19 protein-coding genes are annotated in these 24,383 nt (G+C 53.3%); 15 read left to right on the forward strand and 4 right to left on the reverse strand.

Translation table 11 applies throughout. From position 1 onward, the window contains the following. The first annotated feature begins 51 nt into the window (after positions 1-51). From gatC to gatB, 3 genes are read left to right on the forward strand one after another with little or no spacing between them, the layout of a single operon-like run. Entirely contained in the window at positions 52-339 is a 288-nt protein-coding gene (gatC, locus tag FE845_RS12440) for an Asp-tRNA(Asn)/Glu-tRNA(Gln) amidotransferase subunit GatC (RefSeq protein ID WP_200365079.1), read from the forward strand. Between the two features lie 39 nt (positions 340-378). Beyond that, positions 379-1,836, forward strand: coding sequence for an Asp-tRNA(Asn)/Glu-tRNA(Gln) amidotransferase subunit GatA (gene gatA / locus FE845_RS12445; RefSeq protein WP_200365081.1), 1,458 nt, complete (start codon positions 379-381; stop codon positions 1,834-1,836). 6 nt (positions 1,837-1,842) lie between these two features. Further along, positions 1,843-3,309, forward strand: coding sequence for an Asp-tRNA(Asn)/Glu-tRNA(Gln) amidotransferase subunit GatB (gene gatB, locus FE845_RS12450; RefSeq protein WP_320159694.1), 1,467 nt, complete (start codon positions 1,843-1,845; stop codon positions 3,307-3,309). Positions 3,310-3,532: 223 nt separating this feature from the next. Here gatB and FE845_RS12455 read toward each other — a convergent pair whose 3' ends face one another. Then, complete coding sequence (locus FE845_RS12455) at positions 3,533-4,483, reverse strand: LysR family transcriptional regulator (RefSeq protein ID WP_200365085.1); 951 nt, start codon at positions 4,481-4,483, stop codon at positions 3,533-3,535. A 132-nt stretch (positions 4,484-4,615) separates the two neighbouring features. Between FE845_RS12455 and FE845_RS12460 the strand changes: the two genes are divergently transcribed. Both FE845_RS12460 and oadA read left to right on the forward strand, forming a co-directional pair. Further along, the gene (locus FE845_RS12460) at positions 4,616-6,031 is read left to right on the forward strand and encodes an acetyl-CoA carboxylase biotin carboxylase subunit (RefSeq protein WP_200365087.1); all 1,416 of its coding nucleotides are present in this window, start codon (positions 4,616-4,618) and stop codon (positions 6,029-6,031) included. 19 nt (positions 6,032-6,050) lie between these two features. Next, complete coding sequence (gene oadA, locus FE845_RS12465) at positions 6,051-7,856, forward strand: sodium-extruding oxaloacetate decarboxylase subunit alpha (protein WP_200365090.1); 1,806 nt, start codon at positions 6,051-6,053, stop codon at positions 7,854-7,856. Between the two features lie 72 nt (positions 7,857-7,928). Here the strand turns inward: oadA and rimO are convergent, their stop codons facing one another. Beyond that, positions 7,929-9,272: a 30S ribosomal protein S12 methylthiotransferase RimO gene (gene rimO, locus FE845_RS12470; protein ID WP_200365092.1), complete on the reverse strand. Its 1,344-nt coding sequence runs from the start codon at positions 9,270-9,272 to the stop codon at positions 7,929-7,931. A 330-nt stretch (positions 9,273-9,602) separates the two neighbouring features. Between rimO and FE845_RS12475 the strand changes: the two genes are divergently transcribed. The 4 genes from FE845_RS12475 to FE845_RS12490 all read left to right on the forward strand — a co-directional run bounded on the left by FE845_RS12475 (position 9,603) and on the right by FE845_RS12490 (position 14,021). Then, positions 9,603-10,013, forward strand: a complete 411-nt coding sequence (locus tag FE845_RS12475; RefSeq protein ID WP_200365094.1) for a PilZ domain-containing protein — start codon at positions 9,603-9,605, stop codon at positions 10,011-10,013. A gap of 168 nt (positions 10,014-10,181) precedes the next feature. Then, a complete protein-coding gene (gene cysD / locus FE845_RS12480; protein WP_200365096.1) occupies positions 10,182-11,090 on the forward strand; it encodes a sulfate adenylyltransferase subunit CysD in 909 nt (302 codons plus the stop codon). A gap of 1 nt (position 11,091) precedes the next feature. Next, entirely contained in the window at positions 11,092-12,750 is a 1,659-nt protein-coding gene (cysN, locus tag FE845_RS12485) for a sulfate adenylyltransferase subunit CysN (RefSeq protein WP_200365098.1), read from the forward strand. Positions 12,751-13,004: 254 nt separating this feature from the next. Next, positions 13,005-14,021, forward strand: a complete 1,017-nt coding sequence (locus FE845_RS12490; protein ID WP_200365100.1) for a nucleoid-associated protein — start codon at positions 13,005-13,007, stop codon at positions 14,019-14,021. 171 nt (positions 14,022-14,192) lie between these two features. Here FE845_RS12490 and trmH read toward each other — a convergent pair whose 3' ends face one another. Next, positions 14,193-14,924, reverse strand: a complete 732-nt coding sequence (trmH, locus tag FE845_RS12495; RefSeq protein WP_200365102.1) for a tRNA (guanosine(18)-2'-O)-methyltransferase TrmH — start codon at positions 14,922-14,924, stop codon at positions 14,193-14,195. A gap of 316 nt (positions 14,925-15,240) precedes the next feature. On the opposite strand from trmH, the gene miaB reads away from it, so the two are divergent. The 5 genes from miaB (at position 15,241) to lnt (ending at position 20,806) form a co-directional block, all read left to right on the forward strand. Next, the gene (miaB, locus tag FE845_RS12500; RefSeq protein ID WP_200365104.1) at positions 15,241-16,587 is read left to right on the forward strand and encodes a tRNA (N6-isopentenyl adenosine(37)-C2)-methylthiotransferase MiaB; all 1,347 of its coding nucleotides are present in this window, start codon (positions 15,241-15,243) and stop codon (positions 16,585-16,587) included. 368 nt (positions 16,588-16,955) lie between these two features. Next, entirely contained in the window at positions 16,956-17,951 is a 996-nt protein-coding gene (locus tag FE845_RS12505; RefSeq protein ID WP_200365106.1) for a PhoH family protein, read from the forward strand. Next, positions 17,948-18,421, forward strand: a complete 474-nt coding sequence (gene ybeY, locus FE845_RS12510; protein ID WP_200365108.1) for an rRNA maturation RNase YbeY — start codon at positions 17,948-17,950, stop codon at positions 18,419-18,421. The genes FE845_RS12505 and ybeY overlap by 4 nt, the downstream gene beginning before the upstream one ends. Next, entirely contained in the window at positions 18,418-19,266 is an 849-nt protein-coding gene (locus FE845_RS12515; RefSeq protein ID WP_200365110.1) for an HlyC/CorC family transporter, read from the forward strand. The genes ybeY and FE845_RS12515 overlap by 4 nt, the downstream gene beginning before the upstream one ends. Further along, on the forward strand, positions 19,256-20,806 hold the full coding sequence (gene lnt, locus FE845_RS12520) for an apolipoprotein N-acyltransferase (RefSeq protein WP_200365112.1): 1,551 nt from the start codon (positions 19,256-19,258) through the stop codon (positions 20,804-20,806). Before FE845_RS12515 ends, lnt begins: the two co-directional genes overlap by 11 nt. Before the next feature lie 181 nt (positions 20,807-20,987). On the opposite strand, the gene FE845_RS12525 is transcribed toward lnt, so the two are convergent. Further along, positions 20,988-21,536, reverse strand: coding sequence for a zinc ribbon-containing protein (locus tag FE845_RS12525; protein ID WP_200365114.1), 549 nt, complete (start codon positions 21,534-21,536; stop codon positions 20,988-20,990). A gap of 261 nt (positions 21,537-21,797) precedes the next feature. Here FE845_RS12525 and leuS point away from each other — a divergent pair, with 261 nt between their 5' ends. Continuing rightward, entirely contained in the window at positions 21,798-24,383 is a 2,586-nt protein-coding gene (gene leuS, locus FE845_RS12530; RefSeq protein WP_200365453.1) for a leucine--tRNA ligase, read from the forward strand.

The following is a 24,383-nucleotide window of genomic DNA, read 5'->3' on the forward strand; positions in this document are numbered from 1 at the left end:
TGTTACCATAACGACCTTCTTAAAAACGCTGTTTTATACTTTGGAGTCAACGTGACCATTTCCCGCGAAGACATTGAAAAAGTCGCCGTGCTGGCCCGTATTCGCCTCGACGAAGAGCAGATACCAGCACTGGAGAACGACCTAGGCAACATCCTCAGTCTGGTTGACCAGCTCAGCGCCGCCGATACCAATAACGTAGAGCCCCTTGCTCATCCGCTTGATGCTGTACAGCGTTTGCGGGCCGATGAAGTGACCGAGACGAATCAAAGGGAAGCCTTTCAGGCTATTGCCCCGGCCACCGAAAGCGGCCTTTATCTCGTGCCACGCGTTATCGAGTGATCTGTCGTAGCCATAATCAGCCCACTATCAGGATTGAACATGCATAACAAATCCGTAGCAGAGCTTTCCCGCGAGCTGGAAAGCGGCAAGATTTCAAGCGTGGAACTGACCCGTGAGTTCCTCGATCGCATTAAGGCCGAAGACCGCCAATACAATAGCTTTATTACCGTTACCGAAGATCAGGCTCTGGCAGATGCCAAAACGGCAGACGAGCAGCGTGCTGCGGGTAAAGCCAGCGTTTGGACCGGCGTACCCTTTGCCCATAAAGACATTTTTTGCACCAATGGTGTAGCCACCACCTGCGGCTCCAAGATGCTGGCCAACTTTGTGCCGCCCTATGACGCCACCGTAACCGCCAACTTTCGCGCTGCTGGCGCAGTATGTCTTGGCAAAACCAATATGGACGAATTCGCCATGGGCTCGTCCAACGAGTCCAGCTTTTTCGGCGCAGTGACCAATCCTTGGGGCTTGGGCAATGGCGAAAAGCGCGTGCCCGGCGGTTCTTCCGGCGGTTCTGCAGCAGCCATAGCTGCTCGTTTGGTGCCTGCAGCCACGGCTACGGATACCGGCGGTTCCATCCGTCAGCCTGCTGCTTTGTGCGGAGTCACTGGTCTTAAACCCACTTATGGCCGGGTATCCCGTTACGGCATGATTGCCTTTGCCTCCAGTCTGGATCAGGGCGGCACTATGGCGCGCACCGCTGAAGACAATGCGCTGATGCTGAATGTAATGGCCGGATTTGACCCAAAGGATTCCACCTGCGTTGATCGTGCGGTGCCGGACTATACCGCCACTCTGAATGAGCCTTTAAAAGGTCTTCGCATTGGTCTTCCAAAAGAGTATTTCTCCGACCAGCTCAGCCCTGCGATGGAGCAGCAGGTTCGCAATGCAGTGAAGGAATACGAGAAGCTCGGCGCTACGGTAAAAGAAGTATCACTGCCCCATGCGAAGCTGGCCATTGCCGCTTATTACGTGATTGCACCTGCCGAAGCCTCCGCCAACCTGTCGCGCTTTGACGGCGTGCGTTATGGCTACCGCTGTGACAACCCAAAAGATCTCAACGACCTTTATACCCGCACTCGGGCAGAAGGCTTCGGAGGCGAGGTGAAGCGCCGTATTCTGGTTGGTACCTACGCGCTTTCAGCAGGCTATTTTGACGCCTACTATCTCAAAGCCCAAAAGGTTCGCCGCCTGATTCAGCAGGATTTCGTTAACGCCTTTAACGAAGTGGATGTGCTGATGAGCCCGGTAACGCCCTCCCCCGCATTTGTGCAAGGTGAGAAAACCAGCGACCCGGTGACCATGTATCTGGAAGATGTTTTCACCATCGCGGTGAATCTTGCGGGTGTGCCTGCTATGTCTGTGCCAGCAGGCTTTGTAGACGGCCTACCAGTGGGGCTGCAGATTATCGGGAACTATTTCGAAGAAGCCCGTCTGCTGAACGCTGCGCACCAGTATCAGCAGGTTACCGACTGGCACCAGAAGCTTCCCCAGTAAGCCCGTATCAGGAGAACAGTTATGCAATGGGATATTGTGATCGGGCTGGAAATTCATGTTCAGCTTGCCACCAAAACCAAGATTTTTTCCGGCTCCAGTACCGCCTTTGGTGCCGAGCCCAACACTCAAGCGAGTGCCGTTGATCTGGCGATGCCGGGCACCCTGCCTGTTCCGAATGAGCAGGCTTTCCGCTATGCAGTCATGTTCGGCTTGGCGGTGAACGCCGAGATCGGTCGGCGTTCGGTGTTCGATCGTAAAAACTACTTTTACCCGGATTTGCCCAAGGGCTATCAAACCACACAATTGGACCACCCGATTGTCGGACCCGGCTTTGTGGATATTGATCTGGAAGATGGCAGCAGCAAGCGCGTGCGCATTCACCATGCCCATTTGGAAGAAGATGCGGGCAAGTCGTTGCACGAAGATTTTGATGGCATGACGGGCATCGATCTGAACCGCGCAGGCACGCCGCTGATTGAGATTGTTACCGAGCCGGATATGAATAGTGCGGAAGAAGCCGTTGCCTTTGCCAAGAAGCTGCACAGCTTGGTGTCATCAATCGGCATCTGTGACGGTGATATGAGTCAGGGCTCCTTGCGTTTCGATGTGAACATCTCTCTCAAACCGAAAGGCTCGGATGAGCTGGGCACTCGCACAGAAACCAAGAACCTGAACTCGTTCCGTTTTATGGAGCAGGCCATTGCCCATGAAGTAGAGCGGCAAATGGATATTCTGGAAGATGGCGGTCGTATTATTCAGGAGACCCGTCTTTATAACGGCGATCGCGACGAATCCCGATCTATGCGCAGCAAAGAGGAAGCCAACGATTACCGTTACTTCCCCTGCCCGGACTTATTGCCCGTTGTAATCGACGATGCGTTTATTGAAAGCGCTCGCGACTTACTGCCGGAACTGCCCGATGAGCGCAAGGCTCGATTCAAGGAGCAGTATGGCCTCAACGATTATGATGCTCGCTTGCTCAGTGACGACGCCCGGATTGCAGCCTTTTTTGAAGAGGCTGTAGGTCAGGGTAAAGATGCCAAGTTGGCCGCTAACTGGGTGTTGGGTGAGTTTTCTGCACGTCTGAATGCCGAGGACAAAACCGTGGTTCAGGCGCCTATCACTGGCTCGCAGCTGGGCCAGTTGGTGGCGCGTATTGCCGATAACACTGTGTCGTCCTCGGGAGCCAAGAAGGTATTTGAAGCGCTTTGGAATGGGGATGCGGATAATGCGGATGCCATTATTGAAGCTCAAGGCTTGAAGCAGGTTTCTGATACCGGTGCTTTGGAGCAGATGGTGGATGAGGTTCTGGCTGGGATGCCGGATCAGGTTGCTCAGTATCAGGAGGAAGCTGACCCTAAGAAGCAGAAGAAGATGTTGGGTGGGTTTATGGGGCCTTTAATGAAGGCTTCTAAAGGCCAAGGGAATCCCAAGTTGTTTAATGAGATTCTTGTTCGGAAGCTTGGTGGTTGATTGGCTTGGGTCGGGGTTTCTGACTCCGACCCAAGCTTGTTAGTTTTGAGGTGGAGCGGGTTTGTGGCCCCTTCCCAAAAACCGCTACGAGCACATCCTTGTGCGCTTCTCTCCGGCCGTCCTTGGCCTACGAGATTTTTGGGAAGGGGCCACAAACCCACCCTGTCTAACACCAATATAACTCCTGAAAACCATCATATTGGCATCCGGAACTCAGCTAATACTATTTGCCAGCCAACCTCCCGAACAACTGCTCGAACTGGGCAATATTCTCCTGAACGTAGTCGACAAAAGCCTTCATCACAGGCGTTGGGTAACGCCCCTGCGGATAGACCACACACCAGCTCCGCCTCAGCGGGAAGCCTGATATATCAAGAGCAACCAAGGAGCCCAAGGCTAGCTCAGAAAGAATGCTTAACTTGGGCAACACGGCTATACCCAAGCCCGCTAACACCGCATGTTTAACCGCATCGTTGGAGCCCAATTCCATAATTGGATTGATTTTCAAATGGTGTTGCTGGCAGTAGACTTCCAGTGCCAACCGGCTGCCAGATCCTGGCTCTCTAGTCAGGAGCTTGCTATTCAAAAATTCCTCTGCGGTGACAGTGTTTTGCTTAAGCAAGGGGTGGCCAGCCACAGCCACAGGTACCAGTTCGTTGTCCAGAAACGGGAGAGAAGTAAGTGGGCGGCCCTGCGGCACCATGCCCATGATCACGAGGTCATCGTTATTTTCGTTTAACCGTTCCAACGCTGTCGCTCGATTGACAACAGCTACGGATATGTTGACTTGTGGGTTGAGTTGAAGAAACGGGCCTAGCAGATAGGGCACTACGTATTGCGCTGTGCTCACTGCAACCAATCGCAAATCCCCGGCTACTCGCCCTTCTAGCGCCGCTAAGCGGTTTTGCATGTTAGCAAGCTCGCCAAACACCGCTCGCACACATGCGGCCATTTCTTCTCCTGCCGCTGTGCAATAGAGCTTTCGCCCTATGTATTCGAACATCGGCATGTCCAGTGCCTGTTCCAGATGGCGTACTTGGCTACTGACGGCGGGTTGGGTTAAGCCCAACAATTCCCCGGCCTTGCTGTAGCTTTTTAGATCATAGACGGCCTTGAATACCTGCAACTGACGAAACGTCAGTCTATTCGCCAACTTCTGAATACTGAGCGGCACGGACTCTCCTCCACGATTTCACCCATAAGCAATCAGTTATACACAAACGAAATAATATCAATTTTTACTGATCAGCACTGCTCGTTATGCTTTTTCCACCTTCATTCGGGACGAAGCAATGAGGAATTTCCCATGCTGAAGAAAGTGTTAATCGCTAATCGCGGCGAGATTGCTGTCCGCATCGTGCGGGCCTGTGCAGAGATGGGGATTCGTTCGGTGGCCATTTACACCGAACCGGATCGCTACGGTTTGCACGTGAAACGAGCCGACGAGTCCTACTCTCTGGGTGAGGATCCGCTTGCGGGGTATCTCGACCCCGCCCGCATCGTAAATCTGGCGGTAGAAACCGGCTGCGATGCCATTCACCCCGGCTACGGCTTTTTGTCGGAGAACGCTAATTTTGCCCGCTTGTGCGAACAGAAGGGTGTGGCGTTTATCGGACCGAAATCCAGTGTTATTCACGGCATGGGTGACAAAACTCAAGCCAGAGACAGTATGCGTGCGGCTGGCATTCCTATTACTCCGGGCTCGGAAGGCAATCTAGATAGCCTTGAAGACGCATTGGAGCTAGCGAACGATATCGGCTATCCGGTGATGCTGAAAGCGACTTCCGGCGGGGGCGGGCGTGGCATTCGCCGTTGCGACACGCCGCAAGAGCTAAGGGTTCAGTACCCTCGGGTGATTTCCGAGGCCACGAAGGCTTTTGGGTCCGCCGAAGTGTTTATGGAAAAGTGCATTGTGAACCCGCGCCACATTGAGGTGCAGATTCTGGCAGACAACCAGGGCAATGCAATCCACCTGTTTGAGCGCGACTGCTCCATCCAGCGTCGCAATCAAAAGCTGATCGAGATTGCCCCCAGCCCGCAACTGACACCAGAACAGCGCCAATACATCGGTGATTTGGCGGTGCGGGCGGCCAAGGCAGTTGGCTATGAGAACGCCGGCACAGTGGAATTTTTGTTGTCAGGCAACGAAGTGTATTTCATGGAAATGAACACCCGGGTACAGGTGGAACACACCATTACCGAAGCCATCACGGGCGTAGACATTGTACGCGAGCAACTGCGTATTGCCGCAGGCCTGCCCTTAAGCTATCGGCAGGAAGACATTCAGTATCGGGGCTACGCGTTGCAGTTTCGCATTAATGCGGAAGATCCGAAAAACGACTTCCTGCCCAGTTTTGGGCGCATTACCCATTATTACGCCCCCGGCGGCCCCGGCGTTCGAGTTGATACGGCCATTTATACCGGATACGAAATCCCGCCCTATTACGATTCCATGTGCCTAAAGCTTGTAGTCTGGGCACTGACTTGGGATGAGGTGATCGCCCGGGGCAAGCGGGCGCTGGATGATATGCGGCTGCACGGAATCAAAACGACCGCCAACTACTACCAGCAAATTCTGGATCACCCGGATTTCCGCAAAGGGGATTTCAACACCAGCTTTGTGCCCGATCACCCAGAATTGCTGAACTATTCCACCAAGCGCCACCCCAGTGAAATTGCGCTTGCCCTCGCCGCCACCATTGCTGCGCACGCAGGCTGGTAATCCGCAGGAGTAACACATTATGACCCATACAAAGAAAATTGAAGTCACCGACCTTGTTCTGCGCGATGCGCACCAGTCGCTTATCGCTACCCGCATGCGCACCGAAGATATGCTACCTATATGCAACAAACTGGACCAAGCGGGTTACTGGTCGCTGGAAGTTTGGGGCGGAGCCACCTTCGATGCCTGCGTTCGCTTTCTGAAGGAAGACCCTTGGGAGCGTTTGCGCAAACTGCGCGAAGCCCTGCCTAATACACGCCTGCAAATGTTGCTACGGGGCCAAAACCTGCTTGGCTATCGCCACTACGCTGACGATGTTGTTGAAGCCTTCGTGCAAAAAGCGGCCGATAACGGTATAGATGTCTTTCGGGTGTTTGATGCGCTGAACGATCTGCGCAACATTGAAACCGCCATGAAAGCGGTCAAGAAAGCCGGCAAGCATGCGCAGGGTACTATTTGCTACACCACCAGCCCGGTGCACACTCCTGAATTGTTCGTGCAGCAAGCGAAAGAAATGCAGGCTATGGGCGCCGATTCTATTGCCATAAAGGATATGGCAGGGCTGCTAACGCCTTACGCAACTTACGATCTGGTTAAAGCCATCAAGACGGAAGTAGATCTGCCTCTGGTTATCCACAGCCACTCAACCTCTGGTTTGGCCCCACTTTGCCAGCTGAAGGCCATAGAGGCAGGCGTCGACCGAATCGACACCGCGATTTCTTCGTTCTCTTCCGGAACCAGCCACCCCGCAACAGAATCTCAGGTGGCCGCACTCAAGGGCACCGAATACGACACAGGGCTAGACTTGACGCTGTTGAGCGAAATTGCCGATTACTTCCGCGAAGTGCGCAAGAAGTACCGCCAGTTCGAAAGCGAGTTCACCCGCGAGGACGTGTCGGTACAGATCAATCAGGTGCCTGGCGGCATGATGTCCAATCTGGCGAACCAGCTAAAAGAGCAGAATGCATTGGACCGAATCCGCGAAGTTTTTGAAGAAATTCCTCGGGTGCGGGAAGATTTGGGCTTCCCACCACTGGTTACACCAACCTCACAGATTGTTGGCACTCAAGCGGTATACAACGTGCTGGCTGGCCAACGCTACAAAACCATCACTAACGAAGTGAAACGCTATCTACAAGGGGGCTATGGTCAGCCACCTGCTCCGGTCAATTCCGATGTGCGCAACAAAGCGATTGGCAACGAACCGGTTGATGAGGGCCGTCCCGCCGACCAGCTCAACCCAGAGATGAACAAACTGCGCGAAGACATAGGTGAGCTGGCCCTAAGCGCAGAAGATGTCCTCACCTATGCCATGTTCCCCGATCTGGGCCGGGAATTCCTGCAACAACGTAAAGACGGCACCCTTGTACCAGAGCCACTGTTGCCACCGGAAGACACGTCTCGGGAACGCCTGAACACTGGCGTAGCCACGGAATTCCGCATTGAAGTTCACGGCGAAAGTTACGAAGTGGCGGTTACCGGCTCTGGCGATTCAGGTGCGGGAAGGCGAAAGCTTTATCTCTCACTTGATGGCATGCCGGAAGAAGTGGTATTCGAACCCCTTAACGATTATGTGGCCGAGGGCGGAAGTGGCCGCAAAAAAGCGTCTACGCCTGGCCACGTAAGCACGGCCATGCCGGGTAACGTGGTTGAGGTTCTGGTTAACGAGGGAGACACCGTCAGTGCTGGTCAGGCCGTACTGATTACCGAAGCCATGAAGATGGAAACTGAGGTACACGCCAATATCGACGGAAAAGTAGACGCCATATACGTAACGAAGGGTGACCGGGTAACGCCTGGCGAAGTGCTGATCGAGATTGTATGATCAGCTAAAGCAACGCTAAACACTAGTAGACCGCCTCCATTTTAGGGGCGGTCTACTAGTTTCAACAACAGATCAAGCCAGAACAGCCCAAAGATCGTGTTCGTCTGCGTGTTCAACCACCGCGCGAACAATCTGGCCGGGCTGCAGGTCTGTGGCATCGTTGAGGTAAACCATACCATCAATTTCTGGCGCATCGGCTTTCGAGCGACCGATGGCACCTTCTTCGTCTACCTCATCAATCAACACGTCAATGGTCGTGCCAATTTTCGCCTGTAAACGGGCAGCTGAGATTTCGGCCTGTTTTGTCATGAAGCGCGCCAAGCGCTCTTCTTTGACGTGTTCAGGCACAGCACCTTCAATCTCATTGGCCTTGGCACCCTCTACCGCGCTGTAAGTAAACGCACCCACGCGGTCCAGCTGTGCTTCATCAAGCCAATCCAACAGATACTGGAAATCTTCTTCCGTCTCGCCCGGAAAGCCCACAATAAAGGTGGAGCGAATCGTCAGTTCGGGGCATATTTCACGCCATTTACGGATGCGGTCCAGAGTTTTACTGTCGTGGGCCGGGCGCTTCATCGCCTTCAATACTTTCGGGCTAGCATGCTGAAATGGAATATCCAGATACGGCAGGATTTTGCCTTCGGCCATCAGCGGAATAATGTCGTCTACGTGCGGATAGGGGTACACATAATGCAGGCGAACCCAAACCCCCATCTCGCCCAAGGCTTCGCACAACGACTGCATTTTGGTTTTCAGCGGGCGGCCCTGCCAGAACCCGGTGCGATACTTGGTGTCCACACCGTAGGCCGAGGTGTCTTGTGAGATTACCAGCAACTCTTTCACACCTGCGTCAACCAGCCGCTGGGCCTCGTCCATCACATCGCCAATTGGTCGGCTAACCAGATCACCGCGCATGGATGGAATGATGCAGAAGGTGCAGCGATGGTTGCAGCCTTCGGAAATTTTGAGGTAAGCATAGTGCCTTGGCGTCAGCTTGATACCTTGAGGCGGAACCAGATCGGTGAATGGATCATGCTCGCGGGTTTGCGGAACAAACTGATGCACGGCACCCACCACTTCTTCATAGGCATGGGGGCCTGAAACCGCCAACACACCCGGATGGGTTTCGCGGATTTTGTCCGCCTCCACACCCATACAACCGGTAACAATCACCTTGCCGTTCTCGCTGATTGCCTCACCAATAGCATCCAGAGATTCCTGCTTTGCCGCATCGATAAATCCGCAGGTGTTCACGACAACAATGTCCGCATCGTTATATGTGGGCACCACATCGTAACCATCCAGTCGCAACTGAGTGAGTATGCGTTCGGAATCTACCAAAGCTTTGGGGCAACCTAGGCTGATAAAGCCAACTTTGCCGTTACCGGATACTGTGTTTTCGGTTTTTTCTGTCATAAAACGTTTCAGGATTCCTGACGCCCGGCGGAAACACGCGAATGACCGGCGGGAACGTGCTAATGAATAGAACCCGCAATTTTACACCAGTAACACCCTCTTCTGCAGCAAAAGCGGAACGGCTTTTGAAGCGAACGATGCGTGATCTGAGTCAAAATTATGAACCAATGTTCAGGAAAGCTATAAAAACCTGCCACAAGCTGCGACACGAAAGTTGCTGATCAGAAAACAAACAACTACACTTTTGATCGGTTACACCTTGTTCTGAAACAGTATTTAAATCTAAGAACGCCCAAACGTTGCCAACTAACTTAGCCAACAAGAGTCCACATGAAAGCAGCCACAGTTAAGCCAAACCTGCGCAACCAGCAACGTGTGGATATTGTGAGTGACATCGTTATCGAAAAACCGGATGGGTGCCAACTCACCTGCAAGATATCCAACCTGTCGCGTACCGGCGTTATGGTTTGCTGCAACCAAAAAACGGCAGACCAACTTATACCTCGCCTGCAAGCCCCTACTCCGGGAAACTGGATTGATGTAAAAGCCCATTTTTCTGTGCCAGTCGTTGCGACTCAACCTGTATCTATTTTCGCCACTGGGCACATTGTTCACCTCAGGCGCATGGCACGGGACGAGTTTCAGCTCGGTATTCAGTTTGAAGATTTTGAAGGCAATGGCTTTGATTACGTAGACCGGTATGTACGCAAACTTCTATCCGACATGCGCAAACCAGCCTAACCCCGCGAAACCAGATCATCCAACCCCGTTAGTTGCCGCGCTAACGGGAGCGCTATATTTCTATAACTTAAAACTCTAACTGCAACGCTTCTTATAGCCATATCGGCTCTGATACAATCAATAAACTAATTTGCACGCCCTCAAGGCCCGCTGCGGCAACGGATTATCATGACCACATACAACCTTACGCATCTAAAACAACTGGAAGCGGAAAGCATCCACATCATCCGGGAAGTGGCTGCCGAGTTTGATAACCCGGTGATGCTCTACTCCATTGGCAAAGATTCAGCGGTTATGCTGCACCTTGCCCGCAAAGCTTTTTACCCCGGAAAAATGCCTTTCCCCTTGATGCACGTAGACACCACCTGGAAGTTTCGGGACATGATCGATTTCCGGGAACGTAAGGTAAAGGAATATGGGCTGGACCTGATTGTTCACACGAATCAGGATGGTGTGGATCAAGGCATTGGCCCCTTTACCCATGGCAGCGCAAAGCATACAGACGTGATGAAAACCCAAGCCCTTAAACAGGCGCTGGACAAGTACGGCTTTGATGCCGCTTTCGGTGGTGCCCGCAGGGACGAAGAAAAGTCCCGGGCCAAAGAGCGCGTATATTCCTTCCGCGACGAATACCACCGCTGGGACCCCAAAAATCAGCGCCCTGAACTCTGGAACACGTATAACGGCAAAGTGAACAAGGGCGAAAGCATTCGCGTATTCCCACTGTCTAACTGGACAGAATTGGATATTTGGCAATACATCTATCTGGAAAACATCGAGATTGTTCCCTTGTACTACTCGGCAGTTCGCCCGGTGGTTGAGCGCGATGGGTCGCTGATCATGGTGGACGACGACCGTATGCCCCTGAAAGAGGGTGAAAAGCCGATGATGAAATCCATCCGCTTCCGCACTTTGGGCTGCTACCCGCTGACCGGCGCCATTGAATCCGAGGCAGATACATTGCCGGAAATCATTCAGGAAATGCTGCTGGCCACCAGCTCAGAACGTCAGGGCCGCGTGATTGATCACGATTCGGCTGGCTCCATGGAACAGAAAAAACGCGAAGGGTACTTCTGATATGTCACATCAATCTGATCTTATTGCCGACGACATTCAGGCCTACCTGAAACAACACGAAAACAAGGAACTGCTGCGCCTGCTCACCTGCGGCAGCGTCGACGACGGCAAAAGCACCCTTATCGGTCGCCTGCTGCACGACACCAAAATGATCTACGAAGATCACATGGCCAGCCTGAAAACCGACAGCGCCAAGATGGGCACCACTGGTGAAAAGCTGGATCTTGCTCTGCTGGTTGATGGCTTGCAGGCCGAGCGCGAGCAAGGCATTACTATTGATGTTGCCTACCGCTACTTCTCCACCGACAAGCGCAAGTTCATCATTGCCGATACGCCGGGACATGAGCAGTACACCCGCAACATGGCTACCGGCGCATCTACGGCTCAGGTTGCGATTCTGATGATTGACGCCCGCCGCGGTGTATTAACGCAAACCCGCCGCCACTCCTACATTGCCTCACTGCTGGGCATCCGGCACATCGTTGTGGCGGTGAACAAGATGGATCTGGTGGATTTCAGCGAAGATCGCTTCAATGAGATCAGAGAAGAATACCTCTCGTTTGCCGCCAAACTCGGTCTGAAAGACATCCGCTTTGTACCCATCTCGGCACTGGAAGGCGACAACGTAGTCAACCGCAGTGAGAACACCCCTTGGTTTAACGGCCAGCCACTAATGGACATTCTGGAAACGGTGGAAGTAAACCGCGACAAGAACCTGGAACACTTCCGGTTCCCCGTGCAATACGTCACCCGCCCCAACCTGAACTTTCGCGGCTTCTGCGGCACCATCGCCTCTGGCGTCATCCGCCCTGGCGACAAGGTAATGGCCCTGCCCTCACGGCGTACCAGTACCATCAAGGAAGTTGTAACGTTTGATGGCAATCTAGACGAAGCTTATATTGACCAAGCCGTTACACTGACGCTGGAAGATGAGATTGATATCAGTCGTGGCGACATGCTGGTTAAACCGGAAGACGAGCCGGAAGTGGGCAACCGTTTTAAGGCCAACATCGTGTGGATGGCAGATGCGCCTTTGCATACCGGCCGCCTTTACGACATCAAGCTGGGACCCACATTCACATCGGGCACGGTTCGCAAGATTCACTATCAGACTGACGTAAACACGCTGGAGCAGCATGCCAATCCTGCCCTGTTGCAGGTGAATGAAATTGGCCTGTGTGATCTGACCCTGAGCCAGCCCATCGCCTTTGACGCCTACCAGCGTAACCATGCCACTGGCAGCTTTATTGTGATCGACAGGCTTACAAACGTGACTGTTGGTGCGGGCATGATTGATAGCTTGGCAGATACAGCAGGAACTCTGGAGCCCGTAAGCCCTGAGGAACGTGAGCGCAGATTGGCACAGAAGCCGATGATTATTGGCTGCTCGGGCAAACAGGCTCATGCCCTTGCCTTGGCGGTTGAACGGGCGCTGTTTGATCAAGGCAAAACGTCGGTGATTTTGAGCGAAGATAATGCCGGTGATGCCGACGACCGCCGCCGCACTGCGCAATTGCTGACCGCTTACGGGCTTGTAGCAATTGCCGTTGATCTGGGCACTGACATAGCCAACGTTTCCATAACAGCGGATAGCACGGACGAAGTGACAGGTGTTGCTGCAACGCTGGTGCAGGAACTGGTGCTCAACAAGCGGGTTTAATCGGGACCTTATTGGCAGGACTGGTTAGGTGGGTGTTTGCCGCGGGGCGGGGTGTCTTTTCTTCTGGAAAAACAACTCGCTTCGCTCAAACATCTTTTTCCTGCCAGAAAAGACACCCCGCCCCACGGCTATCAGGCTTTCCTGCCATTCTCTTTTTTTAGTCGTGAATGTATTTGGTGTACGTGGCAGAATCTGTGGCCCTGAAGGTTTCCTTCGGGGCTTTTTTGTTTCTTTAATTCGGGAATTCTCTGTTTATGGCTATCAAGCACCTGCGCACCGCGTTTTCCAGTCAGTATCAGCCGGGGCAACCTGCCCGCCTTCAGAGTGGCGAGGCGCTGCAGGAGCCGGGTGGCGATTATGAGGGCCTGCATAAGCAGATGAAGCGGCTGTTTAACAGCAAGCCGGGCAAGAAGTACGGGCGATTCTCGGAGGATATTGGGGAGAGTCCGTTCAGTAGTTGGCTGAAGGACTATCTGGAGGACAAGCAGAGTTTTGCTTCGTTCACGAATCGAGTGTTTGGGCAGTGGCAGGAGTTGCTTACGAGTTGTCAGGAGGAGTTCGTGGGGCAACTTGTGGTTGTTCACGAGGCTCTTGCAGATTCAGACGTTGTTTACGTCATGGTTCTGGAGACTGACGGCGCTCTGCGCTTCGACGGCAATCAGGCTCTGGATACAACGGATGTGCTGAGCACGTCCCGCCTGAATCTTGCTATGCGGGTTGAATTGGATGACTGGCTTGGCGATAACGCCGCAGAGAACTACCTTACACTGGTTCATGCACGTGGAACTGGCGAGCCGGGAGAGCTGTTTATCCGGCTGTGTGGCTTCACCAATCAGATTGATGTTGAGAAGGAAACTCTGACGTTTCTGGATGCCGTGGAGGCGTTTGCAAAGTCTTCAGAGCCTGAGAAGGCTGGCGAAGTTCGCACTCGGGCTTATGAGTTCTGCAAGGAGCAGCATGCTTTGGGCGAGCCGGTTGCGATTGAGGCGCTCTCTGGTTACTTGGATGAGGATGAGCCGGGGCGTTTCAAGGAGTTTGCCAGCAAAACGGCGGAGTTACCGGAAAGTGGTGTACTGCATCCGGATCATCGGAAGGTGAAGAAGCTGGTGCGTATTGCTGGTTCTGGCGGCGGTATGAGTGTTTCTTTTTCTTCAGATTTGGTGAATCAGGCAATTTACTATGATCGCGACAAGGATGCGCTGACGATTACTCGCCTGCCTAAGGCTTTGCGGGAGCAGTTGGAGCGGTATTTGGAGAATCGCGAGGAGTGATTCTTTCGATTGGCCTTGGCCCCGCTTGATTTACCTGCCACTTGGGCGGCTGGCTCCGCGGCGTGGTAAGGCTTTTCTTCTGGAAAAACAACTCGCTGCGCTCAGACATCTTTTTCCGGCAGAAAAGCCTTACCACACCACGGGCCGATCTGAGTGGAGAGATATATCTGACTACTCGGTCTCTATGGTGGTGCTTTCGCTCCAACGGATGCGGCTTGCCCGCTGCACCCTTACTTTCTGCATCCAGCCTACTCCGTCGACCAGCTCACCAGTTTCGTGATCGATGGGTGGGTATGACAGGTTTCGGTCATCACAGTAGCGCTTGACGACGGGCTGACACCAACTGAAGAGTAGGCGATTATAGTCTTCATCTGGAATACGCCGATTATCGAACAAGCCAGCCTCTTTTCGCTGCCTTTGGGCTTCGGAAAGGATAATGGCGCAGGCGGCGGAGACGTTGAGGGATTCCACCATGCCCATCATAGGAATAACGATGTGTTCGTCTGCCTGCTCCGCTGCCCCGGCGCTTACGCCATCAACTTCATTACCCATGATTACGGTACAGGGAACAGTGAAGTCTGCGGAGCGGTAATCAATAGCCCGGTCTGATAGCTGCGCAGCATAGAGTTTGTGGCCCTGTGCCTTCAGGCTCTCTATGGCCTCGTCCATGGTGCGATGGGTATGCGGCGTCACCCATTTAAAGCTGCCACCGGCAGTTTTCCGAAAAGCCCGAAAACCCTCTTTTGGCCAGACCACGTGCATATTCGCTAGCCCGAAGGCATCACAGGAGCGGAGTATCGCGGAGAGGTTTCGTGGTTTGTGGACCTGATCGGTCAAAACACTCAGGTCCGGCTGGCGGGTGTTTAGTACCTGTTTAATACGGGCAAGTCGTTCGGGGGTCATGGGCTTTTTGAGTTATCTCGAAAGTTCGGGAAGCAGTTGGCGAGGTTCTTCCCAAAACTGTTGAGGGCCATGGACGGCCCGAAACAAGCGCACATGGATGTGCTTGTAGCGTGTTTTGGGAAGAACCTCGTCAACTGCTTCATGCTCGGATTGTCAGAAACCGCGCATAATACCACAGCAAAACTGGCAGATTACCGAGACAACGCTGGTTGCAGAATGATCACCCCGTTATAATACGCAGTTCTCCTTTTCAGAGCGCTCATTCCGGACATTTCATAATTCCGGGCGCCAAATACATCCAGTTGTGTTGAGACCCATGGCCAAAAAGCTGTACATCAAAACCCACGGTTGCCAGATGAACGAATACGACTCATCCCGCATGGCCGACCTACTTAAAACCGGCGAAGCGGTGGAAATGACCGAATCGCCAGATGACGCCGACATCCTGTTGCTAAACACCTGCTCCATCCGTGAAAAGGCACAGGAAAAGGTTTTCCATCAACTGGGTCGCTGGAAAAAGCTCAAAGCAAACAAGCCGGAACTGATTATCGGCGTGGGCGGCTGCGTCGCCAGCCAAGAAGGTCAGGCCATTCTTGATCGCGCACCCTATGTCGACATGGTCTTCGGCCCGCAAACCCTCCACCGCTTGCCGGATATGATTACCGAAGTGCGCATGAAAGGTAACGGCGTAGGCGTGGTGGATGTGAGCTTTCCGGAAATCGAAAAGTTCGACAACCTGCCAGAACCAGGCGCCGACGGCCCGTCTGCATTCGTCTCTATCATGGAAGGCTGCAGCAAATACTGCACCTTCTGCGTGGTGCCCTACACTCGCGGCGAAGAAGTCAGCCGACCGGCCGACGACGTAATCGCAGAAGTTGCCCATTTAGCCAGCCAAGGCGTTAGGGAAGTAAACCTACTAGGCCAAAACGTTAACGCTTACCGCGGGGATACTCACGATGGCGATGTAATGGATCTGGCGGAACTGATCACCCTAATCGCCACCATCGACGGCATTGACCGCATTCGCTACACCACCTCGCATCCGGTTGAATTCACCGATGCAATGATTGAAGTCTACGAGCAGGTACCCGAACTCGTCAGCCACTTGCACCTGCCGGTACAAAGCGGCTCCGATCGCATTCTGGCCGCCATGAAGCGCGGCCATACTGCACTGGAATACAAATCAAAACTACGTCGCCTGCGCAAGATTCGGCCTGACATCAGCTTTTCTTCAGACTTCATTATTGGTTTCCCGGGTGAAACCGAGAAAGACTTTGAAGACACCATGAAGTTGATCAACGATATCGGTTTCGATATGTCCTTCAGCTTTGTTTACAGCGCCCGTCCGGGCACGCCGGCATCGGATCTACCTGATGAAACGCCGATGGAAGTTAAGAAGCAGCGCCTTAAAATCCTGCAGGATCGGATCAACCAAACGGTGATGGATATCAGCCGCAAGATGGTGGGCTCGACTCAGCGCATTCTCGTTACCGGTTTGTCGAAAAAGGATCCAGGCGAGTATTCAGGTCGCACGGAGAACAACCGGATTGTAAACTTCCGGCATGAGAATCCGGAGGTGGTTGGCCACTTCATCGATGTTGAGATTGTTGAGGCTTACGCTAACTCTTTGAGGGGCGTGCCTGTGGATTCGGAGCTGCATTAGGCATTGGCTCCTATGTGCTTGTGGTGTTGAGTATGAGAGCGGCGGGAAGGCCGTCCCACCACTCTCTGCCAGCTCTGCTCTGGCATGCCAAACGCTTTTATAAACTTCTTAACGTGATGTCATCGGCATGGCAGTAAATCACCAAATAGCACCCAGCTACTTGTTTTTAACTTTTGGGCCAGCACATAGTCTAAAAAGGGTCTGAGCGAGGCCCTCCTCCCAAAAACGTGGAGGGCCAAGGATGGCCCGACCGAGCCCTACATGGACGTATTCACGGGCGCTTTTTGGGAGGAGGGCCTCGCTCAGACCCGTAAGCACCAAAGTCAGGTATACATACTCCCAAAAGAAGGGAGTAAAACGGAGAAAATTTGAACACCAACGATTCCAGACAATTTGATTTACACCCGGCAGACCAACGCAGGCTTACCACCCTGTGTGGACAGTTTGATGAGAATTTGAAACACATCGAACGACGCCTGCAAGTCTCTATTAACCGACGAGGCCACCACTTCCGGGTGGAGGGTGAAACCGAACACGTTGCCGCAGCGGTAGAAGTGATTCGCCACCTGTATCGGGAAACCGAAGCCACAGACGACATATCCCCAGACACCGTGCACCTGTACATCCGGGAAACGGGGTTTGAAAGGCTGCCCGAAGACATACCCTTTGATGGCGCCGTCACCATCATCAAAACCCCCAAACTCACCGCCAAGCCCCGTGGCGCGAATCAGCAAAAGTATGTTCACAGCATTCGCTCCCACGACATTAACTTTGGCATTGGCCCCGCCGGTACAGGCAAGACCTGGTTAGCGGTAGCCTGCGCTGTGGAAGCACTGAAAGACGAGCAAGTGAAACGAATTCTTTTGGTACGCCCAGCCGTCGAGGCGGGTGAGAAGCTTGGCTTCCTGCCCGGGGATCTAGCGCAGAAGGTCGATCCTTATCTGAGACCGCTATATGACGCCCTCTATGAAATGCTTGGCTTTGATAACGTCACACGCTTGATTGAGAAAAGTGTGATCGAGATTGCGCCTCTGGCCTTCATGCGTGGTCGCACCCTGAACAACTCCTTTATTATTCTCGACGAAAGCCAGAACACCACCCGCGAGCAGATGAAAATGTTCCTAACCCGCATCGGCTTTGGGTCCACTGCAGTGATTACCGGCGACACTACTCAGGTAGACCTTCCGCGCGGTCAAAACTCGGGGTTGATCCACGCGGCAACCGTTTTAAAAAATGTGACCGGCATCGGTTTTACGCGTTTTGAGGCCAAAGACGTGGTTCGGCACCCACTGGTCCAGCGAATTGTAGAAGCCTATGATTCAATCGACGAAGGAAGCAACAAAGGGAGCGACCGCAAACAGTGAATGAGCTGACGGTTGACTTCCAGAATGCATTCGATGGGTCTGGCGTGCCCGCTGGGCCACAGCTTCAAACTTGGGCTCAGGCGGCCTGGCTGGGTGCGGATCCATCGGAAGTGACGATTCGTATCGTCGATATTGAAGAGAGCCAGTCATTGAATCACCAATACCGAGGCAAGGACAAACCCACCAATGTGTTGTCCTTTCCATTTGAAGCGCCAGCCGGTATAACGGTGCCATTAGCAGGGGATCTCGTTATTTGTGCCCCAGTTGTGGAAAATGAGGCAAAATTACAACACAAAGAACCATCGGCCCATTGGGCACATATGGTTATTCACGGTATGTTGCATCTTCAGGGATACGATCATATAAATGACGAAGATGCAGAGGCCATGGAAGCCTTGGAAATTCAATTGCTGGCAAAGTTTGGTTTCAGCAATCCCTACGAAGCAGAGGAAACGGTAAAAGACTCATGAGCGACGATCAGTCGAGTCGCAGTCAGGGCTCCAACAAGTCCTGGCTGGAGCGTATATCACACGCCTTCTCCAGCGGGCCGGAATCTATCGAAGACGTGCTGGAGGTTCTAAGAAGCGCGGAAACTGAGGGCATCATCGACGCCGATGCCATGAGCATTATCGAAGGTGCCATGCAGGTGGTGGACATGCGAGTGGATGAAATTATGATCCCCCGCTCCCAAATGGTCACTGTACGTGCGTCTCAGGATCCCAAAGAATACCTAGGTGAAATTATCCGGTCTGCCCATAGCCGCTTCCCGGTTATTGGCGATAGTCAGGATGATGTTATCGGCGTGCTTCTTGCAAAAGATCTTCTGCCTCTGGCGCTTGATGACGATATGGACTGGTCGCACGTGCGCGAACTTCTGCGCCCCCCCACCTTTGTTCCTGAAAGCAAACGCCTGAACCAGTTGCTCAAGCAGTTCAAGGAAAACCGCAATCACATGGCCATAGTCGTGGACGAATACGGCGGCACGGCGGGTCTGGTAACCATTGAAGATGTGTTGGAGCAAATCGTCGGAGAAATCGAAGATGAACACGATTTCGACGAAGAAACACACATCAAGGCCCGAGGCGATGGCTCCCACGCCGTAAAGGCGGTCACCCCGGTTGATGATTTCAACGAGTTTTTTAATACCGGATTTGATGAAGAAGAATTCGACACCATTGGCGGCGTAGTACTCAAGGAATTTGGTCACCTGCCCAGACGTGGCGAAACGGTTGAATTTGGCGGCTTGCGCTTTACCATTGCCAACGCTGATAACCGTGTCATCCGTCTGTTACAGGTAACCCGTAGTGAGCCCTGATCAAGCATCACCTTCTAATACCCCAGCTTATTCGTTTTTCTCCAACCGCTGGTTAAGCGCGGCAACCCTTTTGGTTGCCGGCGCCCTGCAAACCCTGACCTTCTCGCCCTTCCACTTCTGGTGGCTTGGGCCTGTGTCTGCGGTGCTTATTTTGCTGGTGACTATTCCCATACCAGCAAACAAACTTTTTCTTTCGGGTTTGCTAGTTGGCTTGGGCCTATTTGGCTCGGGTGCCACTTGGGTCTACATTAGTATCAGTGAATTCGGCAACACCTCCATTCCCGTTTCAGTTTTGCTCACAGCGGCCTTTGTGGCGGTACTAGCTCTATTCCCGGCCCTCGCCTTCTGGTTCTGGGGCAAGCTGGCTAAACACAGCGCTGTACGGCGGCTGATTCTATTCCCAGCCATTTGGATTCTCGGCGACTGGCTCCGTGGCTGGTTATTAACAGGTTTTCCCTGGCTCTATCTTGGCACTGCCCATACCGACGGGCCATTGGCAGGGATGGCGCCCGTGGTCGGCGTTCACGGCCTCACCTTCGTGATCGCGGCAAGCGGTGCTGCCATTATCGCTGCAGGCTGGTTTATCGCGCAACAGCGCCTAATCAGCGCTGGAATCGTCGCAGTTGCGGCACTCACTCCTTGGCTTGCCGCCCCGGCGCTCAACCGGGTTGACTGGACAGATATCAGTACCGAACCCACGTCTGTGGCCGCTATGCAGGGCAACATTCCGCAGCAGGTCAAGTGGGACCCGGAGTTTCTGAAGGACCAGATCGTGGCTTATCTGGGCATGACGGAACCTTACTGGAACACTGATCTAATCCTTTGGCCAGAAACAGCTATTCCCATCCCTCAGGATCAGGCAGGTAAGATCATTGATCACATTGCGGAGAAGCTGGGTGACGAGAGCACGCTGATAACCGGTATTCCGTGGTACGGTTTCAGCGAGCGAGCTAGCGGTTTTACCTTCCACAATAGTATTACGGCCATTGGGAACGGCGAAGGAATTTATCACAAGCAGAAGTTGGTGCCTTTTGGGGAGTATGTTCCGCTTGAGGGTATTTTACGCGGGCTGATCGGTTTTTTTGACTTACCCATGTCGAGCTTTACTCGAGGCCCTGAAAACCAGTCGCCTTTGGTTGCTAACGGTACCAAGGTGATGCCGTTTATTTGCTACGAGGTGGCTTACCCGGACTTTCTTGCCCGCAATGCGGTTAATTCGGATTTGCTGCTAACGATCAGTAACGATGGCTGGTTCGGTGATTCTGTGGGACCGTTGCAGCATTTACAGATTGCGCGTATGCGAGCTTTGGAAACCGGACGTTATATGATTCGCGGTACCAATAATGGGGTGACGGCGATCATTGATAACAAGGGGCAGATTACGGCACGTATTCCGCAGTTTGAGCGTGCGGTGCTAACTGGTGAAGTATTTAAGGCTAGTGGTAGCACGCCGTATATGATGACGGCTTCTTGGCCGGTTCTTACCTTAGCGTTGATTTTGATTGTGTTTGTTCGTGAGCGGGTTATTCCTAAAAACTGATTCGAGCCTAGGAGCATACAGCCAAGGCCGTGTAGGTTTTCAAAACACGCTGTGAATACGTCCGTGTACGCTTGGCTCCGCCATCCATGGCTCCGCACAGTTTTGAAAACCTACACGGCCTTGGCTACCTCTGAGCCAGCGAAAGCCCACCAATGAACGCGCTTACCCTATAATGTATTTATCAGCTTTCCTTGCGCGGCCAAATACTGGTAACCCGCTTGTAGTATTGCGAGCCGCAGGCTTCGCATGGTTCTAAATGGCTAGTCGATGTGAGGCACAGCATGTGCTCGCAGCTCAGACACTGGAACATACCAGCGGTGGCCACTTCCCCGGCGATGTATTGCCCGGCGTCATGGCTTTCGAGTTTTTGTCGCAGTGCCAGAGTGTCGACCAAGGTTTGGTCGGCAACCGACAGCAAGCGCTCGGTAAGCCGCTGTTCTAGCAACGCCAAATCAAGCTGCAACCATTCTGCCAGCCCTTCTCCGGTTTCGTCCACAAAGTGGATAAGGTGCTCAAGATCTCGCTGAAGGTAGGTCCCGAGGAGGCTGATTTCATCTCTGGTCATCTCCTCCAGCTCTTGCTCTGCCTCAATCGCTTTATCAACTTCTTCTTCCAAAGTGTCCAAAGAAGTTTCCTGTATTGCTCTTAGGCGACTCTGCACTCGCTCGAGCATACGGTCATATACTTCGAGGGCTTTTCCGGATAAGTGACTTCTTTCTGGCTCTGTCATGGAGGACTCCTCATAATTTACGGGGCGTCAGCCGGTGGGTCTCCCCGGAACTGTCGGCAGCAGGGATGCTGCCGACAAGCCTACATGGATGTATTCACGGCGTGTTCCGGGGAGACCCACCGGCTGGCAACCTTCACCTTATTTATCATCATGGCACAGTATCAGGCTTTTGGCAGGCTACCTGTTACGCCTTCTGTGCGTTAGAATGTTCGGCCGCTCCGCACATCATTTTGATACAGGGTAACTTTAGTAATGGCAGGTATGGACGAGCACTACAATCCCCGTGACGTTGAACACAATGCGCGCACCTTCTGGGACGAGAACAAAACCTTTGAAGTCAGGGAAGAACCGGGTAAGCCGAAATACTACTGCCTGTCTATGTTCCCCTACCCCAGCGGCAAGCTGCACATGGGCCACGTACGCAACTACACCATTGGCGACGTAATCTCCCGTTATCAGCGCATGCAAGGCAAAAACGTCATGCAGCCCATGGGCTGGGACGCATTCGGCCTCCCTGCAGAGAACGCAGCCATCGCCAACAAAACGGCACCGGCCAAGTGGACTTACGCCAACATCGAATACATGAAAAACCAGCTCAAACAACTGGGTTTTGGCTACGACTGGAGCCGCGAACTGGCCACTTGCAAGCCAGATTACTATCGCTGGGAGCAATGGTTCTTCGCTCGCCTTTATGAGAAAGGCTTGGTGTACAAGAAAATGTCCACCGTGAACTGGGACCCAGTAGATCAAACCGTTCTTGCCAACGAGCAAGTGGTTGACGGCCGCGGCTGGCGTTCAGGCGCTCTGGTTGAACAGAAAAAGATACCCCAGTGGTTCATTCGTATAACCGATTACGCCGAAGAACTACTGAACGACATGGACGATCTCGATGGCTGGCCTGAGCAGGTCAAGACCATGCAACGCAACTGGATCGGTAAATCTGTGGGCACGGAGCTCACCTTCCCGCTAAAAGACAGCGAAGACGGCCTCACGGTTTACACTACCCGCCCCGACACTTTAATGGGCGTGAGCTACATGGCCGTAGCCGCAGAGCATCCGCTGGCCAAAGCGGCTGCCGAACGGCACACAGATGTGGCTAATTTTGTAGAGGAGTGTCGCAACAGCAAGGTTGCAGAGGCCGAAATGGCCACCATGGAAAAGAAAGGTGTTGATACCGGATTCAAGGCCATACACCCGCTGACTCAGGAAGAGATTCCGGTTTGGATCGCCAATTTTGTGCTTACAGATTACGGCACCGGCGCTCTGATGGCGGTTCCCGGCCATGATGATCGCGACCACGAATTCGCACTCAAATATCGCTTGCCCGTAAAACAAGTTATCGCTGCCAATGATGGCCGCGAAATCGACGTTCAAGAAAAGGCCTTTACAGAAAAAGGTGTGCTGGTTTCCTCTGGAAAATACAGCGGCCTTACCAGCGATGAAGCCTTTGACGCCATAGCCGAACACCTTGAAGACAATGGTATTGGTAAGCGCACGGTCAACTACCGCCTGCGTGACTGGGGCGTGTCACGCCAGCGTTACTGGGGCGCGCCCATTCCCATGATGACGATGGAAGATGGCACCCAGCGCCCGGTTCCGGATGACCAACTCCCTGTGCGTTTGCCGGAAGACGTTGAAATGGACGGCGTCCAGTCTCCCATTAAAGCCGACCCAGAGTGGGCAAAGACGTCATTCAACGGCCAGCCAGCAACACTGGAAACCGATACCTTCGACACATTTATGGAGTCATCTTGGTATTACGCACGTTTCTGCAGCCCGAATTACGACAAAGGCATGCTGGACCCAGCGGCTGCAAACTACTGGCTGCCTGTGGACCAGTATATCGGTGGCATCGAACACGCCATCTTGCATCTGCTTTACGCACGCTTCTTCCACAAGCTTCTACGTGATGTTGGTCTGGTTAACAGCTCCGAGCCTTTCAAGCAGCTACTGACCCAAGGCATGGTGTTGGCAGACACCTACTATCGTGAAGACGACAAGGGCGGCAAGGTCTGGATTTCACCCGCAGACGTCGTTGTAGAGCGGGACGAAAAAGGCCACGCCATTGGTGCGGTGCACAAGGAAGACGGACAACCTGTAATCGCCGGTGGCGTCACCAAGATGTCCAAATCCAAGAACAACGGCATAGATCCGCAGTCCATCATTGACGCTCACGGCGCTGATACTGTTCGCCTGTTCATGATGTTCGCTGCCCCCCCCGAACAGTCTCTTGAATGGTCAGACAGTGCCGTAGAGGGCGCTCACCGCTTCCTCAAGCGTCTATGGCGCTTGGTGAACGAACAGGTCGCAGGCGGCGCCGCCCCGGCCCTTGATGCCAACGCTCTGAATGACGCCCAAAAAGACTTGCGGCGCAAAACCCATGAAACCATTGCCAAGGTGAGCGACGATATCAGCCGCCGTCTCACATTCAATACCGCTATTGCTGCCGTAATGGAGCTGCTGAACGAAGTCAGCCGCTTGAACAACGACGAGCCGCAGACGCGCGCTGTTCGCCAAGAGGCTCTCGAGGCCGCTGTCGTGATGCTGGCACCGATTGTGCCGCATATCTGCCACACCCTTTGGCAGTCTTTGGGCCACAGCGATCCCGTAGTTGACGCATCCTGGCCTGTAGCCGATGAATCCGCTATGGTTCGCAGCCAGATACAGGTGGTTCTTCAGGTGAACGGCAAAGTGCGGGCTAAAGTCGACGTTCCTGCGGATACCAGCAAAGCAGATCTTGAGGCTTTGGCGTTGGAGAATGAGAACGTCATACGCTTTGTTGAGGGCGCCACCGTTCGCAAAGTTATTGTCGTACCCGGCAAACTGGTTAACGTGGTAGCTAACTGA

The sequence above is a fragment of the Marinobacter sp. 1-4A genome (assembly GCF_016597725.1).
Classification (GTDB): Bacteria; Pseudomonadota; Gammaproteobacteria; order Pseudomonadales; family Oleiphilaceae; genus Marinobacter.

Excerpts from the sequence above, each read along its gene's own strand:
- gatA (WP_200365081.1), top strand. The coding sequence starts at position 379 with ATGCATAACAAATCCGTAGCAGAGCTTTCCCGCGAGCTGGAAAGCGGC.
- FE845_RS12460 (WP_200365087.1), top strand. The coding sequence starts at position 4,616 with ATGCTGAAGAAAGTGTTAATCGCTAATCGCGGCGAGATTGCTGTCCGC.
- oadA (WP_200365090.1), top strand. The coding sequence starts at position 6,051 with ATGACCCATACAAAGAAAATTGAAGTCACCGACCTTGTTCTGCGCGAT.
- rimO (WP_200365092.1), bottom strand. The coding sequence starts at position 9,272 with ATGACAGAAAAAACCGAAAACACAGTATCCGGTAACGGCAAAGTTGGC.
- FE845_RS12475 (WP_200365094.1), top strand. The coding sequence starts at position 9,603 with ATGAAAGCAGCCACAGTTAAGCCAAACCTGCGCAACCAGCAACGTGTG.
- cysD (WP_200365096.1), top strand. The coding sequence starts at position 10,182 with ATGACCACATACAACCTTACGCATCTAAAACAACTGGAAGCGGAAAGC.
- cysN (WP_200365098.1), top strand. The coding sequence starts at position 11,092 with ATGTCACATCAATCTGATCTTATTGCCGACGACATTCAGGCCTACCTG.
- FE845_RS12490 (WP_200365100.1), top strand. The coding sequence starts at position 13,005 with ATGGCTATCAAGCACCTGCGCACCGCGTTTTCCAGTCAGTATCAGCCG.
- trmH (WP_200365102.1), bottom strand. The coding sequence starts at position 14,924 with ATGACCCCCGAACGACTTGCCCGTATTAAACAGGTACTAAACACCCGC.
- miaB (WP_200365104.1), top strand. The coding sequence starts at position 15,241 with ATGGCCAAAAAGCTGTACATCAAAACCCACGGTTGCCAGATGAACGAA.
- FE845_RS12515 (WP_200365110.1), top strand. The coding sequence starts at position 18,418 with ATGAGCGACGATCAGTCGAGTCGCAGTCAGGGCTCCAACAAGTCCTGG.
- FE845_RS12525 (WP_200365114.1), bottom strand. The coding sequence starts at position 21,536 with ATGACAGAGCCAGAAAGAAGTCACTTATCCGGAAAAGCCCTCGAAGTA.
- leuS (WP_200365453.1), top strand. The coding sequence starts at position 21,798 with ATGGACGAGCACTACAATCCCCGTGACGTTGAACACAATGCGCGCACC.